The organism is Parvibaculum sp., from assembly GCF_049651025.1.
GTDB lineage: Bacteria > Pseudomonadota > Alphaproteobacteria > Parvibaculales > Parvibaculaceae > Parvibaculum.
On the sequence record NZ_JBASBH010000116.1, the window covers coordinates 1 to 17,498 of the forward strand.

16 protein-coding genes and 2 pseudogenes are annotated in these 17,498 nt (G+C 61.1%); 4 read left to right on the top strand and 14 right to left on the bottom strand.

Annotation, left to right across the window (positions count from 1 at the left end):
• From WA943_RS15315 to WA943_RS15355, 9 genes and pseudogenes are all read right to left on the bottom strand, one after another.
• A pseudogene (locus WA943_RS15315) lies at positions 1-230 on the bottom strand (MBL fold metallo-hydrolase); the annotation flags it as partial.
• Between the two features lie 40 nt (positions 231-270).
• Positions 271-1,092 carry a DUF2182 domain-containing protein gene (locus tag WA943_RS15320; protein ID WP_424470764.1) on the bottom strand — a complete coding sequence of 274 codons (822 nt, stop codon included), beginning with the start codon at positions 1,090-1,092 and terminating at the stop codon, positions 271-273.
• Between the two features lie 5 nt (positions 1,093-1,097).
• Positions 1,098-1,730, bottom strand: coding sequence for a DUF1326 domain-containing protein (locus WA943_RS15325; RefSeq protein ID WP_424470765.1), 633 nt, complete (start codon positions 1,728-1,730; stop codon positions 1,098-1,100).
• A gap of 586 nt (positions 1,731-2,316) precedes the next feature.
• Positions 2,317-2,751, bottom strand: coding sequence for a Rap1a/Tai family immunity protein (locus WA943_RS15330; RefSeq protein ID WP_424470766.1), 435 nt, complete (start codon positions 2,749-2,751; stop codon positions 2,317-2,319).
• Between the two features lie 280 nt (positions 2,752-3,031).
• Complete coding sequence (locus WA943_RS15335) at positions 3,032-3,910, bottom strand: SDR family NAD(P)-dependent oxidoreductase (protein WP_424470767.1); 879 nt, start codon at positions 3,908-3,910, stop codon at positions 3,032-3,034.
• On the bottom strand, positions 3,910-4,947 hold the full coding sequence (locus WA943_RS15340; protein WP_424470768.1) for a hypothetical protein: 1,038 nt from the start codon (positions 4,945-4,947) through the stop codon (positions 3,910-3,912). Before WA943_RS15340 ends, WA943_RS15335 begins: the two co-directional genes overlap by 1 nt.
• Positions 4,948-4,967: 20 nt before the next feature.
• Positions 4,968-5,657, bottom strand: a complete 690-nt coding sequence (locus tag WA943_RS15345) for a TetR/AcrR family transcriptional regulator (RefSeq protein WP_424470769.1) — start codon at positions 5,655-5,657, stop codon at positions 4,968-4,970.
• A 79-nt stretch (positions 5,658-5,736) separates the two neighbouring features.
• Positions 5,737-6,420, bottom strand: coding sequence for a hypothetical protein (locus tag WA943_RS15350; protein WP_424470770.1), 684 nt, complete (start codon positions 6,418-6,420; stop codon positions 5,737-5,739).
• Between the two features lie 33 nt (positions 6,421-6,453).
• Positions 6,454-8,796: a xanthine dehydrogenase family protein molybdopterin-binding subunit gene (locus WA943_RS15355; protein ID WP_424470771.1), complete on the bottom strand. Its 2,343-nt coding sequence runs from the start codon at positions 8,794-8,796 to the stop codon at positions 6,454-6,456.
• Between the two features lie 257 nt (positions 8,797-9,053).
• On the opposite strand from WA943_RS15355, the gene WA943_RS15360 reads away from it, so the two are divergent.
• Positions 9,054-9,623, top strand: coding sequence for a Spy/CpxP family protein refolding chaperone (locus WA943_RS15360; RefSeq protein ID WP_424470772.1), 570 nt, complete (start codon positions 9,054-9,056; stop codon positions 9,621-9,623).
• 50 nt (positions 9,624-9,673) lie between these two features.
• On the opposite strand, the gene WA943_RS15365 is transcribed toward WA943_RS15360, so the two are convergent.
• Positions 9,674-11,080 carry an FAD-binding oxidoreductase gene (locus tag WA943_RS15365; RefSeq protein ID WP_424470773.1) on the bottom strand — a complete coding sequence of 469 codons (1,407 nt, stop codon included), beginning with the start codon at positions 11,078-11,080 and terminating at the stop codon, positions 9,674-9,676.
• A gap of 176 nt (positions 11,081-11,256) precedes the next feature.
• On the bottom strand, positions 11,257-12,756 hold the full coding sequence (gene glpK, locus WA943_RS15370) for a glycerol kinase GlpK (RefSeq protein ID WP_424470774.1): 1,500 nt from the start codon (positions 12,754-12,756) through the stop codon (positions 11,257-11,259).
• A 118-nt stretch (positions 12,757-12,874) separates the two neighbouring features.
• On the opposite strand from glpK, the gene moaA reads away from it, so the two are divergent.
• Positions 12,875-13,903 carry a GTP 3',8-cyclase MoaA gene (gene moaA / locus WA943_RS15375; protein ID WP_424470775.1) on the top strand — a complete coding sequence of 343 codons (1,029 nt, stop codon included), beginning with the start codon at positions 12,875-12,877 and terminating at the stop codon, positions 13,901-13,903.
• Here moaA and cutA read toward each other — a convergent pair.
• Positions 13,900-14,241: a divalent-cation tolerance protein CutA gene (cutA, locus tag WA943_RS15380; RefSeq protein WP_424470776.1), complete on the bottom strand. Its 342-nt coding sequence runs from the start codon at positions 14,239-14,241 to the stop codon at positions 13,900-13,902. The genes moaA and cutA overlap by 4 nt on opposite strands.
• A 62-nt stretch (positions 14,242-14,303) precedes the next feature.
• Here cutA and WA943_RS15385 point away from each other — a divergent pair, with 62 nt between their 5' ends.
• Complete coding sequence (locus WA943_RS15385) at positions 14,304-15,071, top strand: NAD kinase (protein WP_424470777.1); 768 nt, start codon at positions 14,304-14,306, stop codon at positions 15,069-15,071.
• A gap of 46 nt (positions 15,072-15,117) precedes the next feature.
• Here WA943_RS15385 and WA943_RS15390 read toward each other — a convergent pair whose 3' ends face one another.
• On the bottom strand, positions 15,118-15,903 hold the full coding sequence (locus tag WA943_RS15390; RefSeq protein ID WP_424470778.1) for an NUDIX hydrolase: 786 nt from the start codon (positions 15,901-15,903) through the stop codon (positions 15,118-15,120).
• Positions 15,904-16,080: 177 nt separating this feature from the next.
• On the opposite strand from WA943_RS15390, the gene WA943_RS15395 reads away from it, so the two are divergent.
• Positions 16,081-17,214, top strand: coding sequence for an EAL domain-containing protein (locus tag WA943_RS15395; protein ID WP_424470779.1), 1,134 nt, complete (start codon positions 16,081-16,083; stop codon positions 17,212-17,214).
• A 59-nt stretch (positions 17,215-17,273) separates the two neighbouring features.
• Here the strand turns inward: WA943_RS15395 and WA943_RS15400 are convergent.
• Positions 17,274-17,498 (bottom strand): annotated as a pseudogene (locus tag WA943_RS15400) (3-oxoadipyl-CoA thiolase); the annotation flags it as partial.

Sequence of the window (17,498 nt, forward strand, 5' to 3'; positions counted from 1 at the left end):
GACTCGACATGACCGAAGGATATCCATCGCAGCTTTTCGAGCGGAATGATCTGGCTGAGTGCGGCTGAGACGTCGGCGAACATATGCCTCGGGCCGCAGTGAAACAGGAGCGGTTCGTCGCCATCGACCAGGTATTGATTGAATGTAAAGCCCGCAGGCGCTGCGATTTCCGGAACGAAACTCGAAAATCGATAGATGCCGTCGACAATCTCGGTGGTCAATACGCCCATGACGTTTCTCTCCCGATGTCTTCGTATTCTCAGGAATAGCTCAGGCGACGGGAATGAGCCCAGTCCAAATTGCCACCCCTGCCAGAATAGCCGCCGCGCCAAGTATCAATCCAAAACGCTGCCCGACGGGCAAGAGTTTTTCTGCGAGCACGAAAGCCGCAAGCCCGGCCACCCATGCAAGGCTCATGATGCCGCCGACGAACAGAAGCGCCATCAGCAACCAGCAGCAGCCGACGCAGTAAAGGCCATGCGCCAGCCCGAGCCGGATCGCTCCCGCCCAGCCGGGCCGCCACAAGCGCGTCAGAAAAATCACCGGCGAGCGGCAAGACGCCAGACAGGCGCGCTTCAGTGGCGTGAGTTGATAAAACCCGGCAAGGATCAGCAAGCCGCCGACAAGGCCCTGATCGCCGACCTTGAGGCTGGCGGCGGACAGCACACCCATGCGAAGAAGCTCAGTCTGGGCAAGTGCCGCCAGAAGCGCGAATGCAGACCAGACGGCAAGATAGACAGCCGCAAACAAGCCAGTCGGCGCGAGAACCGAAGCCTGCCCCTTGGCGGAGCGCGCCACGCGGGCGTAAAGCAGGATCATCGGCGCAGCGGAAGGCAGCATCATTGCAATCATCATCAGCACCCACATGACGAAGGCGCTGAGCAGATAGGGACCGAACGCGGGGGCTGGCGCGCTCATCGCGCCCATATCGGCCATGTCAGTCATGCCGCTCATGTCGTCCATGGCGGGGGGCATGCTCATTGTGGCCTGAAGCGTCCAGGCCCAGGCGATAATGATTGTGAGCGCGAGACAAGCCGCGACGATCAGGCGATCTCGCCGAAGCAGCCGCTCAAACGAAGCGGCGCCGTCCATGATCGCTAGGCTGCGCCGCGCGTGGAGAGATCGAGCATGGCAAGATGCGCATGCGTGCCCGACCAGCCCAGCTTGACCGCGCCCTTGGCCTGCGTCTCGCCGCTCGCATATTCCGCCTCGCGATATTCGAAGCCCTGCGGCAATGACACTCTGGCGCGATGTTCGTTGCCGGTCACAGGATTGCGGATCGGCTCCACGCTCGTATCCACAATGTCCTTGATGCGGACATGGCCCCTGCGCCGCTCGATATCGACTTCGAATTCGATGGGCGCGAAAACCGGGTCATGCATCTTGACCAGCGTCGCCGCGAACACATTGAAGATGGTCGCGCCGGGTTCGGTTTCCTGCCCCGACAGGATCGTCAGAATTGCCTGGCGTTGCTGTTCGCTGGCACGGGGGTCAATGACCACAAAGGCTTCGCCCTGCCCCTGATGTATCGCCTTTGGCCAGGCGAACATTCCGCACCAGCGCGCGCCCGAAAGATCCAGCTCGCCGAAATGACCTTCATCAATGCGCATCGCCGTCATCGCGCGGCAATTGCCGTGCGTCGGCAGCGCATTGAATTGACAGGGACAGCCCCAGTCGCAATTGCAGTTCGCTATTTCGGGACCGTGTATTCGCCAGTCGACATAGGCCATCAGAACCTCCTCTGGGGTTCGCAGAATGACTGCCTTCACCGAATGCGAAAAAGCGTAACGCTGTCATAGGGGCGTCGCAAGCATGGGCGACACTTGGAGGGCCTGCTCAAATGCAACAAAACACACTGGCAACGGCAATCATGGATTAGCACCAAAGCGGCAGAGCTATTCTTAAGGATCGCGCCACATACTTAATTGCGCTTAGCACCGCTGGCACGCAATCGAATCAAGTATTTACCGCACCGACTTCTCACTGCGCATAAGGCTTAGATGCGTATCCGCTCGACATTTTTATGCAAAACAACATCCGCAAACAGATCGAATTGGTGCAACCTTCTGTGGTGCCCTGGTGTTGCTATGTTGAAGTGTTCTGCGTTGCTACGAGAGAAGTCATGTCAAATCGAGACAAGCTCACGCTCATATCCCTGCCCTGCCCGCGATGCGAGCATGAGAACGCTTTCGAGGTTTCCGAAGTCGTCGGCCCGCTCGGCATTTTTTGCGTCAAATGCGGATCAGCTTTCGAGCGCACAATGCTTGCGCGCATACGCCAGGCGCTGCGTCACAGACCGGCACATGCGAGCGCTCCCTACTCCTTGCAGGGAAAATTCGTGGACAATGTCCATGCACCAAGCTCGAACGCAGGTCTCGTGTCGAGTTCGGGATGGGACTTGCGATAGTTGAGGACGAGCTGTGCGAATTCAGTAAATTTCAGCGACGCCGGGAGATGGAAGCAGGCGCTCTGATCCTGCTTCGGGCCAATGCGGCTGAATTGCGTTTGCATTCCGGGCTCCGTCGCCTCGGAAACCTTCATCACCAGCGCGCCGAGAAAATCGGAACAAGCCCGCGAGGCAAGCTTTCCGCTTTCAGACACATCATGCTCGACAAGGGCCGTGCAGGCGGCGGCAAGATCATTACCGAGCTTTATGTCGCTCGATTCACGCGGCAGAGCGGCCAAAGCCACACTGCTGAACGCAAAGGCGGAGACGAGGCAAAATGTGGCGAGGCGAAGCGGATTTTTCATGACGACATCCTGACATGATGAGGAAAGACCGCGCGCGCGCGAAAGCGCGGTCTTCATTACGACTGAGCCGCGAGGTAGTCAGTCCGCAGATTTCGCCTTTTTAAGCGGATGTTCAAGTAAAACCAGTCTCGCCCCGCCCGCCTGCGCGCATTCGCCTGCTGCTCGGGCGTCTGCCTGCCCGTTTTGGCAATCTGGCGGCCGAGTGCGACGAAGGCGCGAGTTCCTGGTCCTGCGGCAGATGATGCTCATGGAACATCCCGAACCGCAGGACACTTTCTCGCTACTTGTTCAGCATACTAATGACCTGCGGCGACTTCATATCCACACCGGCAAGTGCCGCGCGATGCGATGCCTTGTCGAAGCCTTGCATGATCCGCTCGAAACGCTGCTCGACGGCAGGCCGCATGTCGGGATGCGTGAAGATGTAAAGATCGTTGTCGCGCACGGCTTCGAACACGCAGGCGCCGACGACATCGGGGTCGATACCCGCCTGCACAAGCTGCTGCCCGACCGATGGCGCATCGCTCGCCGCCACTTCCGGCTTGCCGTATTTTTCCTGACGGGTGCGCGAGCTTTCAAAGATACGCGTCTTGACGAAACCGGGGCACAGCACAGAAACGCCAATATTTTCCGCCGCCAATTGCCCCGCCCAGCCTTCCGACATGGCGACGACCGCGAACTTCGTGGCGCAATAAGGCTCCATGCCGGGCGGCGAAATCATGCCCGCCATCGAGGCCGTGTTGACGAAATGACCGCCCTCGCCATGCGAGCGGATGAGCGGGAGAAAGGCCTCCGTGCCGTAAACGACGCCCATCAGATTGACGCCGACGGTCCAGTCCCAATCGCCGGGCTTCAGCGTGCCGACCGGCCCGCCCGCGCCGACGCCTGCATTGTTGCAGACGACATGCACCTTGCCGAAAGCGGCAATGGTCGCCCGCGCCGCCTCCTCGACCGAGGCGCGGTCGGCGACGTCGCAATGAACGCCTTCCGCCCTGATCTGGCGCTTGCGCAACTCGTCAAGCGCCGTATCAAGCGGCTCGCGCTCGATGTCGGCGAGCATGACATTCATGCCTGCCGCGCCGAAAGCCTTGGCCATCGCAAAGCCGATACCGCTCGCACCGCCCGTGATGAAGGCGGTCTTGCCTTGGAAGTTTTCCATCAGGCAGCCTTTGCGCGATCGTCGATGGACTCATACTGGGCGAAAAGCTGCGCGCCGTTCTGCAACTTCGCGAAACGCTTGCGGATTTCTTCATGCGACTGTTCGAGCGCAAGATCGGCCTGCGTGATCGAATGCCAATGCACCATGAGTTCCCACACCGGATCGATCAGATCCTTGCCGGCAATCGTGCCGCCATCGACCGTCTTGAACGTGAAGCTGCGCATTTCGGAAACCGTCGTCTGAAGATAGGCGACGTGAATGGCCTCGTCGGTGCGGATGCGTTCGATCATGGTGGCGGCAAGCTCGGCTTCGGCGCGCTTGTCGGGGAATGTCGCCTTGTCGCGCAGCAGGGCGCAGTTGAAGGCGAAACCCGCTTCGGCGCGCACTTCGATCATCAGCACGTTCATCAACAAACGAATGAGCTGCTCGAAGCCTTCCGGAATTTGCGTCATCAGGCGTCCGGTATCGGGCCGCGAAATCGTTTCCGGAACTTCAGGGATGGAATAGCGACCCGCACCGAAAATCATGTCCCGCGCCGCATACCACATCTGGTCATGCGCCCCGGGGCCTTCCGGCACCTTGGGGTCTCCGCCTTCGTCAATGCCATGCGCATAAAGCAGGCCCTTGTGCAGATGTCCGGTGCAGGTATCGGAAATATCCTCGACGATGATTTTCTGGAAATCAGGCGCTTCAAACTGGCAAAGCGCCTGGCCGCGCGCCTCGACGATGCCGGTGATGGTGAGCGAGTTCCACAGCGTCTCGCCCAGACCATGCGAGAGCAACAGCTTCTGCTGCTCGATATTCGGATAATGGCCGCGCTTGAGAAGCTGCACGGTCGCGTCAATGAGCGGCCAGCCGCGTGCCGTCAACTGCTTCTGCCATTCGGTCACGGCAGGCCAGCGGTTCAGCGTCCGTGGCGAAATATATTCGCCCTTGGCATCGAAGCCGCCATGCAGCTGATAGCCTACCTCTTCATGAGGGGCGGCATAGGGGTGAGATGCCATCAGCTCCTCACGGGTATAGTTGAGCTTCGTCATTTTATCCTCCCGGTTGACCTCTATTGGGCCTTCAGTGCACGAACAAAAAGTCGCGTCACATTGTCGATATAAAATTCATGATCGAGCTGGTCGCGCGCCGCATAAGCGCCGCCCTGCTTGATCGCGCCGACGATCAGATAGCCTGCAAGCTTGCAGTCAACATCTTCGGCGACCTGCTTCGACTGCTTCAGTTCTTCGAGAATGGCCGCCCAGCCTTCCGACCAGCGCGTGGCGGGCGCCTTGCGTCCCATGTCGCCCTTCCACAACACGCTGACATCGTTCAGCGCGGCGGCAAGAACGCCGGGATTGTTCGCCGTATATTCAAAAGTGCCGCGCAGGATTTCGCGCGTCACCGCTTCAAGCGTGCCTGCGCCCGCCAGATGCTTTTGCAAGAACCCGTCGAGTTCGTTCGCCGCTTCATCGGTGAAGGCGAGAAAACAATCGAGCTTGTCTTCGAAGTGAAGATAGAAAGTGCCGTGCCCGACGCCCGCCTCGCGCGAAATATCCTGCGGGCGCGTCTCGTGATAGCCGCGCTCGACAAACAGCTTTCGGGCGGCCGCCATCAGCTTGCGGCGGCTTTCAAGTTTTCGTCGGGAAACGCCGCTGCCCACACCGCTAACGCCAGCGTTTGCAATCGGCCCTTCCTCGGACTCCAGGACAGCCGTCTCTGCGGCCTCTTCCGTCCCGGAGGCAGCTTCCTCCGTCATCATGACAGGGATGTTCGGCGTCGATTGACAAATTGTCAATGAGTCCGAAAGGTCTATCTACAGAATTGTTAGAGGATTGCGTCTAGACAGCAGCCGTCCGGCCGACGCGGTAGGCGTAAATCACCTGAAGCACCCAGGTAATGAAGATCGCGAGCGCCATGAATGGCGCAGCCCGCACCGGGTCCAGATAGGCCGCGATCGTAAATCCGACCGCCGAAGCGCCGACGATAGCGCCGATCAAACGCAATGTCGGCATGGAACGATCTTCAAACAGGGCGAACCCCGCTCCCCCGCAAGCAATGGCGAGCGCAAACCACTTGATCCATGTGCTGACGAAAAGCATGTGGATAAACGCCGTTGCTTCCACGCCATCCTGCGTCAGCGCAAGAAGCGCCATGTTCTCGCGCGCATCGGCAAGAAGCGCGACGATGCCGATGCCGGAGAGAACGAGCCAGCGCTGGTCCCTGCGCTGATGCGCGACCGCCATGAAGAAGATCGCGATGAACGCGCCATAGACGGTCATGTAGATGTAGTCGATGCGGTTTACCTGATCGATGGCGTTGCGCAGTTCGGGATATTGCAGCCGGCTCTCGCCGATGACGGCGGTCAGTTCATCGCCGTTCCGCACCATTTCGAACGCGAGAACCGGGTCGCGCTGATCGCCTTCTATCGGATGCGCCACCTGCTTGGGGCTGATCGCCGCAAGCCAGAGTGTGATCGCAAATACGACGACGCCAAGCAGCGCCGCAAGATTGAACCTGTTCATCGCAAAGCCCCCGCCCCTGAATTTCCGGCGCTTCTATTCCGCCGCCTGCCGCGACGAATGAATGATGTTCCAAAGCTTTTGCGGCGTGACCGGCATGTCGACCGTTTCAACGCCATAAGGCTTCAGCGCATCGATCACCGCATTGATGAAGGAGGCAGGCGCGCCGACGGTGCCCGCCTCGCCCGCGCCCTTGACGCCAAGCGCATTCGAGGTCGACGGAATTTCATTATAGGTGATGTCGAAAGTCGGCATGTCATCGGCACGCGGCAACCAATAGTCCATCAGCGAGCCGGTGACGAGCTGGCCTGTTTCCTTGTCGAATACCGCATGTTCGCCCATCGCCTGGCCAAGCCCCTGCGCGATGCCGCCATGAACCTGACCCGCGACGATCAGCGGATTGAGGATATGGCCGAAATCGTCCACCGCGACGAAGTGCACGATCTTGAAAACGCCGGTCTCGGGATCGATCTCGACCTCGCAAATATGCGCGCCGTTCGGAAAGGTATTGCCCTTCTGATTATATTCACCGTCGCCCACCAACTCCCCAAGGTCGGGTTGCTTTTCAGCCAGCCTCGCGACCTGAAAGAGATCGATCTTCTTGTCGGTGCCCACCACCTCGAAAACCGCTTCACCATCGGCGCCGCGATACTCGATATCGGCCTTCGCCGCTTCAAGCTCGTTCGCCGCGATTTCACGGCCCTTGTCGATCAGCTTGTCGGATGCATCGCCAATGGCGCCGGTGACCATATAGACAGCCTTGGAGCCGCCTGTGCCCGCACCGCCCGGCAGCACGTCGCTGTCGCCGAGATGCACCTTGATCTTCTCGACATCGAGCCCGAGCCGCGTCGCAAGGAACTGCGTCCAGACCGTTTCATGGCCCTGCCCGTTGGTCTGCTGACCTGTCCAGACATGAACGACGCCGCTCTCGCCGTCGATGGCGATGCGCGCATAGTCAGACATGCCCGCTGCCGTGCGCTCGACGTAGTAGCTCACGCCCTGACCGAGCAGCTTGCCTGCCGCTTTCGCCGCCGCGCGACGCGCTTCAAAGCCCGCAACGTCTGCGCGCTTGAATGCATCGGTAAGGTTGCGCTCGAAATCGCCGCTGTCGAAGGGAAGCGAAGCGCCGCCCTTGTAGGGCATCTCGGCCGCCGTGATGAAATTGCGCTTGCGCATTTCATCCTGACCGATTTTCAGCTCGCGCGCCGCCTTGTCCATCAGCCGCTCGATGACATAGGACGCCTCGGGCCGCCCCGCGCCGCGATAGGCATCAACCGGCACAGTGTTCGTGTAGACCGCGCGCACGTGATTGTAGAGCACCGGCACCTTGTAAACACCGACCTGCATGCCGCGTGGCGCAAGCGAGGGAATGAACGGGCCGAACTGGCTCTGATAGCCGCCGAGATTGGCGATGGTATCGACGTGAACGGCGAGTATCCGCCCTTCCTTGTCGAGCGCCAGCGCCGCTTCCGTCACATGATCGCGACCCTGACTATCGGTGAGGAACGCATCGGAACGGTCGCCGGTCCACTTCACCGGACGGCCAAGCATCCGCGATGCAAACAGCACCAGCGGATATTCGGGATAGACGAAAGTCTTCATGCCGAAGCCACCGCCGACATCTTCGGTAACGACGCGGAGCTTTTCGACCGGGATCTTCAGCGAATATTGCGCGATGTAATTGCGCTGGCTGTGGACACCCTGGCTCGGCGCATAAAGCGTGTAGTGATCGCGTGTCGCATCGTAAACGCCGACAGCGGCGCGCGGCTCCATCGCATTGACGACGATGCGGTTGTTGATGAGCTTGAGCCGCGTGATGTGATGGGCTTCCTTCATCGCGGCAGCGGCAGCCGCCTCATTGCCGAACGACCAGTCATAGGCGAGATTGGTGCCAGCCTCTTCCCAGACGATCGGCGCATCGGGCGCGAGCGCACCTGCCGTGTCGGCAATGGCGGGCAAGGCGTCATAATCAATGATGAGAAGATCGGCGGCGTCGCGCGCCTGATTGACCGTCTCGGCAACGATGACGGCAACCGTATCGCCCGCATAGCGCACGCGCTCCTGCGCGATCAGATGACGCGTCGTCTTGAAGATCGGCGTGCCGTCGCGGTTCTTCAGCATGTCAGCTGCCGGACTGGCGACAATGCCCAGCCCCTCGCGCCGGGCGTCTTCGCCCGTATAGACGGCAAGCACGCCGGGCGCGGCCTTGGCGTCTGTCGTGTCGATGGAGAGGATGCGGGCATTGGCGTGCGGCGAGCGCACCATGAAGGCGTGAGCCTGCCCCTCGAAGGATATGTCGTCCGTATAGCGACCCTTGCCGGTAATCAGCCGCTCGTCCTCAACGCGCCTCATCGGCTGCCCGACACCGAACTTCACCATGCTCAAGTCCTCGTGGTTTGCGGATATAGCGGCAAGCGCGGAAAACCTCCGTGCCCATATTCAGATGGCGATGTTGGAGAGGTACGGCTGCGAACCCGCGCCGCCTCGATCCGGTTGGACAATTTTGAATATTCTATCATGGGCAAGCCCCGGCGGCCAAACCGCCAAAATCTTGTCCAGCGGCAGCGACGGAACCGGCGCATGGGCGCGTTTATGAATTATGGGGTACGACCATATGAGAATGAGGAAATAACCAGATGCGCAAATTCATGTTGGCAAGCGCCATTTTGTTGACCACTGCCATCGGCGCCAGTTCCTTCGCAATGGCCGACAAAGGCGCTGAGCGAAGCCCCGCACAAATGCAGGAGCGGCATGCAAGCATGTGTTCGGACCGTTCTGCGCGCGAAATCGGCCACCTTGCCTATCTTGAAGCGAAGTTGAAGCCGACAGCCGCGCAAACCGCCGCCTGGACGAAATACCGCGATACGGTGACCGCACAGGCGAAAGCCAATGAGCAGGACTGCCTCGCGCGGCCGGCACGCAAGAAGGGCGACGCTCGTCCCTCGATCGTGGAACGGAACGCCATGATGCAGAAGGCGCTTGAGACGCGGCTCGCCAGCCTGAAGGCAACGCAGCCCGCGCTTGAAGGCCTCTATGCCGTCCTGACTGACGCGCAGAAGCAGGTCATCAACAAGGAAGGCCGTGAAGGCAAGCATCGTTCGGGACATTGGGGCGACCGTGACCACCATCGCGGCACGGACCACAAGCCCGGTATGAGCGGTAAGCAGGAAGCAACGCCTGCGCCCGAAGCACCGGCGCAGCAGTAAAGCCGGATTGAACGAAGCCTGACGAGATCACACAGCAAAGCGGCGGAGGCTCACTCCGCCGCTTTTGCATGTGGCGTGACAGGCTCCAGCACCTTGCCCGGATTGAGAATATTCTTCGGGTCGAGCGCCGCTTTCAGCACACGCATCAGCGCCACTTCCTCCGGCGAGCGCGACCAGCCGAGATAGGGCCGCTTCTCAAGCCCGATGCCGTGTTCGGCTGAAACCGATCCGCCGCGCTTGCGCAGCGCGCTGTAAACGATGGTCTCGACCGCCTTGCGCGATTCCGGCGTGTGCTCGCTGATCGTGCCCGGAATGACATGCAGATTGCCGTCGCCGAGATGGCCGAAAACCATCAGCGTATGCGCCGGCCACTTCGCCGCCAGCCCTTCGCGAACCTCCGCGATATAGCTTTCCATATCGGCGATCTTCAGACTGACATCGAAGGTGAAGATCGGCCAGTTGCGCGCCACCTGTCCGACATCGTCGCGCAGGCCCCACATGGCATCGCGCTCGGCCTGATTTTTGGCAATCACTGCATCCGATACTTCGCCAGCATCAAGCGCCGCCATCAAGGCTTTCTCAAACCGCGCGGAATCCTCGTCCGGATCGCCGCCCATGGACTCGACCAGCACGTAATAGGGATGGCCATATTCAAGCGGCGCCTTGCCCTTGGCTGGCTCGCTGGTGATGAGCTTGTAAAAATCCGCCCACATGACTTCAAAGGCCGACAGCGTGCCGCCGAGCGCGCGCTCCATATGGCGCAGGAACTTCGGCAGTTGCGCGAAATCCTCCACCGCCACGAAAGCCGTGTCCTGGCTCAGGGGCTTCGGGCGCAGGCGCAGCACCGCGCGCGTGACAACGCCGAGCGTGCCTTCCGAACCGAGGAAAAGCTGCTTCAGATCGTATCCCGCATTGTTCTTGATGAGATGGTTCATGGAGGAGAGAACCGTGCCGTCCGCCAGCACCGCTTCAAGGCCAAGCACCATGTCGCGCATCATGCCGTAGCGAATGACGCGGTTGCCGCCTGCATTGGTGGAAATATTCCCGCCAATGGTCGCCGAGCCGCGCGCGCCGAGATCGAGCGGGAATAGCGCGCCCTTCGCGTCGACCGCTTCGCATACGGATTGCAGCACGCAGCCCGCCTGAACGGTCGCCGTGCCGCCTGCAACGTCGATCTCCTCGATCTTGTTCATGCGCTCGAGCGAGAGCGCGATATGACCATCCGCCTCGCCGCCCTCAACAAGTCCCGTCTTGCCGCCCCACGGCACGACACCCTCGCCTGCCGCGTGGCAAAGCTTCAGCGCTTTGGAGACGTCCTCGGTCGAAGCCGGACGTAGTACCGCGCGCGGCGTGCCAAGCTTGCTCCAGCCGCCCTGCGCCTTGTCGATGGCGTCCTGTCCCTCGAGTACGCCGGACGGCCCGAGCGCCGCTTTGAGCTTCGCAATAAGGTCGTCCATTGGCGTTCTCCCAAGGTCTATTGTTGGCGGCAGTATAGCGCGAAGGTCATCGACGCCTATCCCGCGAATTCTATTTGTCACCCCGGCCTTGTGCCGGGGTCCAGAGCCGCGCACTCTGAATCGGCCGCTCCTGGATCCCGGCACAAGGCCGGGATGACAGCAAAAATGCGATTGCCCTACTTCGTCAGCACCCTTCCCACCGCCTGCTGCCAGCGGCCATAACGCACCACCCGCTCCGCTTCCGCCATTTGCGGCGCAAACGCCCGTTCGCATTGCCATTTTCGGGCGATATCCTGCGGGCTGCCGTAAAATCCGACCTGCATGCCGGCAAGATAGGCCGCGCCCAGAGCGGTCGTTTCAATGATGGCGGGACGCTCGACGGGGCGTCCGATAATGTCGGTGAGGTTCTGCAAGAACCAGTTATTGGCCACCATGCCGCCATCGACGCGAAGCGTTTGCGGGCTGGTCAGCCCCGCCGCTTTCACATCCGCACCCATCGCATCCATCAGATCGCGCGTCTGGAAGGAAACGGATTCGACCGCCGCCCGCACGATCTCGGCGGCCCCCGTATCCCGCGTCATGCCGAAGATCGCCGCACGCGCATGCGGGTCCCAATAAGGCGCGCCAAGCCCGGTAAAGGCCGGCACCAGCACGACCGGCGAATTCGGATCGGCCTTGGCGGCAAGCGTCGCGCTGTCGCTGGCATTCGAAATCAGCCCCATCTCATCGCGCAGCCACTGCATGATCGCGCCCGCCATGAAGATTGAGCCTTCAAGCGCGTAGGTAGTCTTGCCGCCGAGACGATAGGCGACGGTCGTCAGCAATCTGTTCGTGCTCTCCACCTGCCGCTCGCCCGTATTCAGAACCGCAAAACAGCCTGTGCCATAGGTCGATTTCATCAGGCCCGGCTCAAAACAAGCCTGTCCCACCGTCGCCGCCTGCTGATCGCCCGCGACGCCCGCAACGGGAATTTCGACACCGAAAAGCGACTTTTCCGTCCGGCCGAAATCGGCGCAGCAATCCTTCACCTCCGGCAGAACGGCGCGCGGAATGCCGAACCAGCCAAGTATCTCGTCATCCCAGTCTTGAGTACCGATGTTGAAAAGCAGCGTGCGCGACGCATTGGTCGCGTCGGTCACATGAGCCTTGCCGCCGGTAAGCTTGTAGATGAGCCAGCTATCGATGGTGCCGAAGCAAAGCTCGCCCTTCGCCGCCCGCTCCCGCGCATTCGGCACATGGTCGAGCAGCCATGCGAGCTTGGTGCCGGAGAAATAGGGATCGAGCAGCAGCCCGGTCTTTTTCTGAACGATGAGCTCCTTGCCCTCGCCCTTCAATTTCGCACAAAGATCAGCCGTGCGCCGGTCCTGCCAGACGATGGCATTGTGGAGCGGCTTGCCGGTGGCCCGCTCCCACAGCACTGTCGTCTCACGCTGATTGGTGATGCCGATGGCGGCGATATTGTCCGCATGGGTGCCCGCGCTCAGCAAGCCGCGGCAAACATCGAGCGTCGCCGCCCATATCTCGTTGGCGTCATGCTCGACCCAGCCATCCTGCGGATAAATCTGGCGCAGCTCCTTCTGCCGCACCCGCATGGGCGAACCCGACTGATCGAACAGCAGCGCCCGCGTGCTCGTCGTCCCCTGATCGATAGACAGAATGTAGTGCGCGCCCGCCATATGTATCTCCCCCGGATTCTGGCCGGAAAGGCTAGCGCGCGGCGCGCTACATGGAAACCGCTAAGCCCTTACGCGCGAAGGGGACGAAATTTACCCGCTCAAGTGCTATATATGGCCCATGACCGTCGAACCGCGCATCGGAACCGCGAGCCCTGCCATGATCGATCCCTTCGGTCGGGCGGTGACCTATCTGCGTGTTTCCGTGACGGATCGTTGCGACTTCCGCTGCACCTATTGCATGTCCGAGCACATGAATTTCCTGCCCAAGCAGGAAATCCTGTCGCTGGAAGAACTCGACCGCGTCTGTTCCGCCTTCATCGCAAAGGGCGTACGCAAGCTTCGCCTGACGGGCGGCGAGCCGCTGGTGCGCCGCGATGTGATGACACTGATCCGCAACCTCGGCAGGCATCTTGAAACCGGCGCGCTGGAAGAACTGACGCTGACGACCAATGGCAGCCAGCTCGCACGCTTTGCCGATGACCTCGCATCCGCCGGGATCAAGCGTATCAACGTCTCGCTCGACACGCTGGACGCCGCAAACTTCGCACGCATCACGCGCTGGGGACGCTTGGCTCAGGTGCTCGAGGGCATCGAGGCGGCGACGCGCGCGGGCCTCAAGGTCAAGATCAATACCGTCGCGCTGAAGGGCGAGAACGAGGATGAAATTCCTGCGCTTATCGAATGGGCGCATGGGCAAGGCCACGACATCACGCTGATCGAAACCATGCCCATGGGCGATATAGACGGCGACCGCACCGAACAATATTTGCCGCTATCGCTTGTCCGCGCGCGCCTCGCCGAACGCTGGACGCTGGACGATCTGCCTGACCGCACAGGCGGCCCTGCGCGTTATCTGCGCATCCGCGAAACGGGCGGACGCCTCGGCCTCATCACGCCGCTGACGCATAACTTCTGCGAGTCCTGCAACCGCGTCCGCCTCACCTGCACCGGCACTCTCTTCATGTGTCTCGGCCAGGAAGACGCCGCCGATCTTCGCGCCGCCGTGCGCGCGAGCGACAGCGACGACATTCTTAACGCTGCCATTGATGAAGCCATCGGACGCAAGCCCAAGGGCCATGATTTCATCATCGACCGGCAGCACAAGAAGCCTGCCGTCGCCCGCCACATGTCGACAACCGGCGGCTAGGCCTTCGCCTGCCCGCGCGCCCAGGCGACATAATCCTCATTGCCGCTCTCGATCGGGAGCACCAGAAATGCGGGAACTTCATAAGGATGCCGCAGACGCGCCGCCGCAATGGCGTCCGGTGCGAGCTTGCGTGTCGTCTTGATGAAAGCGACGACTTCCGCTTCTTTCTGCACAGCGCCCTTCCATTCGTAGACAGATGTGACGCCGGGATAAATGTTAACGCAGACCGCAAGCCGCCCGGCGACGAGCGCCTCGGCCATTTCCTCGGCTGCCTCTTTGGTCGGTAAAGGGGTATAGATAAAGACGAATTCGGAAAGCATTTGCGTGTCGGCGCTCATTTGCTTATCTCCTGCCTCGGCGGGGCTCCATTCTGCGCCAGCTGCGAGACGGAACGGAACTCATGAAGTTCACGAAGATTGCGTTTGTGGCAACCGATGTGCCGGAAGCCCAGGAAGCCTTGAAGCGCCTGACGGATCGCTATGGCGACGCCTCGCCCGCCGATGCCGATGTGTTCGTCGCGCTTGGCGGCGACGGGCTGATGCTGCAAACGCTGCACAAGCACATGCATCGCGGCATTCCGATCTATGGCATGAACCGCGGCTCCGTCGGTTTCCTGATGAACGAATATCGCGACGACGCTTTGCTTGAGCGCCTTGCCGCCGCCGATATCGCGCGGCTGCATCCGCTGCGCATGCGCGCGACGCTCGCCAATGGCTCGGAGCATCAGGCGCTAGCGATCAACGAAGTGTCCCTGCTGCGTGAGACCTATCAGGCGGCGAAAATCCGTATTTCCATAGACGAAAAAGTCCGCATGAAGGAGCTGAGCTGCGACGGCGTGCTCGTTTCAACGCCTGCCGGATCGACGGCCTATAATCTTTCGGCGCAAGGCCCGATCATTCCCATCGACGCGGCGCTGCTGGCGCTCACGCCGATCAGCGCCTTCCGCCCTCGCCGCTGGCGCGGCGCGCTGCTGTCGCATCGGGCGAAGGTACGCTTTGAAGTTCTCGAACCCGAGAAGCGCCCCGTCAGCGCCGTCGCCGACCATCGTGAATTCCGCGATGTCGTCGACGTGCATGTCGAGGAAGATCCGACAATCGATCTTCTGATGATGTTCGACGAAGGCCACAGCCTCGATGAACGCATCCTGACCGAGCAGTTTTTGTACTGAGGCTTTGGTCATTGCGGGGCATTCAGCCTCGCAATGACCAAAAAAATCAGGACCTGACGTTCGACAGCGGCTCTTCCGTGACGCCGTAACCCGCCTCGGCAGGAATACGCAGCACCGAACCATCCACCTTCGGCTCGACAGTGACGACAGGCGTGCGGCGCGCGGTTTCGATGGCGTCGGCCACATGACTATGCCGCCCGAGCTTCGAGACGTTCATCCGTGTCGGGAAGATGATCGTGCGCCTGCCGGCTTCGGCTTCCTGCAGAGCGTCGCCCGGACGGATCCATACACTATCGACCGATTCCGAACCGTCATGGACGGCCAGATGATCTTCGGGCGCAGCCGCCACATAGAAGCGCGTGTCGAAACGCTTGGGCATGAGGTTCGGCGTGATCCAATGCGCAAACGGCGTCAGCAGATCGGCGGCAAGGCGAAGCCCGCCGCGTTCGAGAACTTCGCCGATGCCAAGCTCGCTCTTGTTGAGCGCACCGCGCATTGGCTCCAGCGCCAGAAGCCGCGCCGCATTGACGAGCGCACCCGTGCGCTCTTCACGCGCAAGCAGAACGCCGCATTCCTCATAGGCCTCGCGGATCGCCGCGACGCGCATGGAAAACTCCCAGTCGTCGAGCCCCTCCGCGCCGTCGATGCGGGTCCGCACTGAGGCATCCGTATCGCCCTTGTCGACCTTGCCGCCCGGAAAGACGAGCGCGCCGGAAAACGAATCGATCTTGTGATGACGCACGACCATGAACACTTCGAGGCCTTGCAGGCCGTCGCGCACGAGAAGAATTGTGGCCGCCGGTATCAGCCCGACCCCTTCTGGCTTGGACATGAACTCTCTCCCTGTATCGTTTTCTGACGTTTCGTTATTTTTTGAACTTTATTCTTAACCCGGCGGCAAGCCTGCTGGCGCGACCTGCCACAAAATTAAGTATGCCTAAACTAAGCGCCTTCACATTCGAAAACTTGCGGGCTTGCAGATGGGCGCGCCAAAGAATTTGGCATCAAGATGTACAGCAGTTCTTTTCGGCTGACCAACCGGGACATCGACCTCGCCCTTGAGGCCGGGCACCTGTTCCTCGTTTTTCAGCCGAAGATCGAACTCGCCACCGGGCGAACTCTGGGCGCGGAAGCCTATGTCCGCTGGAACCATCCAGATTATGGATTGATGCCGCCCGGCCTGTTTCTTTCCTTCTTCGAGCGGCGCGGACGCAGCGTCGACCTGACCCGTTCGGTCGTCGCAACCGCCGCCGATGCTATGGTGCAATGGCGTTTGCAGCGCCAGCATTGGCCCGTCTCGATCAACCTCTCGGGCAGCGATCTCGGCGATGCGACACTGCCCGGCACATTGGCGGCGCTGGTCGGTGAACGCGGTCTCGACACGAGCGATTTCACCCTGGAAGTGCCCGAGGGCGTCTTCGCGCGAAACGCCGACGATTCCGCCCGCATCATCTGCGAGTTTCGCCGTCTGGGTTTCCGCACCGCACTCGACGGCGGCGGCGCTGTCGTCGTCCCGGCAGAATACGTAACGCCGGACTATTTTTCGGAAGTCAAAATCTCCGGCGCCGCCATCATCCGCTTTGCCCATCGCCTGCGCCATGCGGGCCTCGGCTTTATCGGCCGCCGCGTTTCCCTTGCCGCCTCCCTCGGCCTCGATGCAACCGCAGTCGGCGTCGAAGACGAGACGACATTGTCCGCCTTGGCGTCGCTCGGTTTCACCGCCGCGCAAGGCGCGCATATCTGCCGCCCGCGCGAAGCAAAGGAACTCATCGGCTGGTCATTCGCGCAGGACATGCGCAGCGATTTTCTCGCGGTCGATGCTCCCGACGATGCGCTTCTGCTCGAAGAGCCGATGGAAGATGACGACCAGGAAGAGGCGCTAGACCGCTGCCATCTTCCGAACGAAATCACGCTGAGCTATGAGGATCACGACCTCGCCATTCCGGGCATCGACGACGTACCGGTCTGCACAGGCGCGCTCGATCCGGCCTGCTTCTTTCCGGGCCGCAACCTCATAGCACTGATGCGCCGCCCGCCTCGCCATGGCCGCAGACTGCCGGGCATCGACCGGCCGATCCGCATGCGCATCCGCCGTCCGAAGCAGAAGCCAAAGGGCTTTCTTGCGAGAGCATTGGGACTGTAAGCCATTCCAAGTTACGTCATGGCCCGATCAAGTCGGGCCATGACGGCAGGCAGTTAAAATCAAACCCGTTCGATCACCATCGCAATGCCCTGACCGACGCCAATGCACATTGTGCAAAGTGCATAGCGCGCCTTGCGCTCGTGAAGCTCATACATCGCCGTGGTGACGAGACGCGCGCCGCTCATGCCGAGCGGATGGCCGAGCGCGATGGCCCCGCCATTGGGGTTCACGAAATCCGCATCATCCGGCAGGCCGAGATCGCGCAACACGGCAAGGCCCTGCGA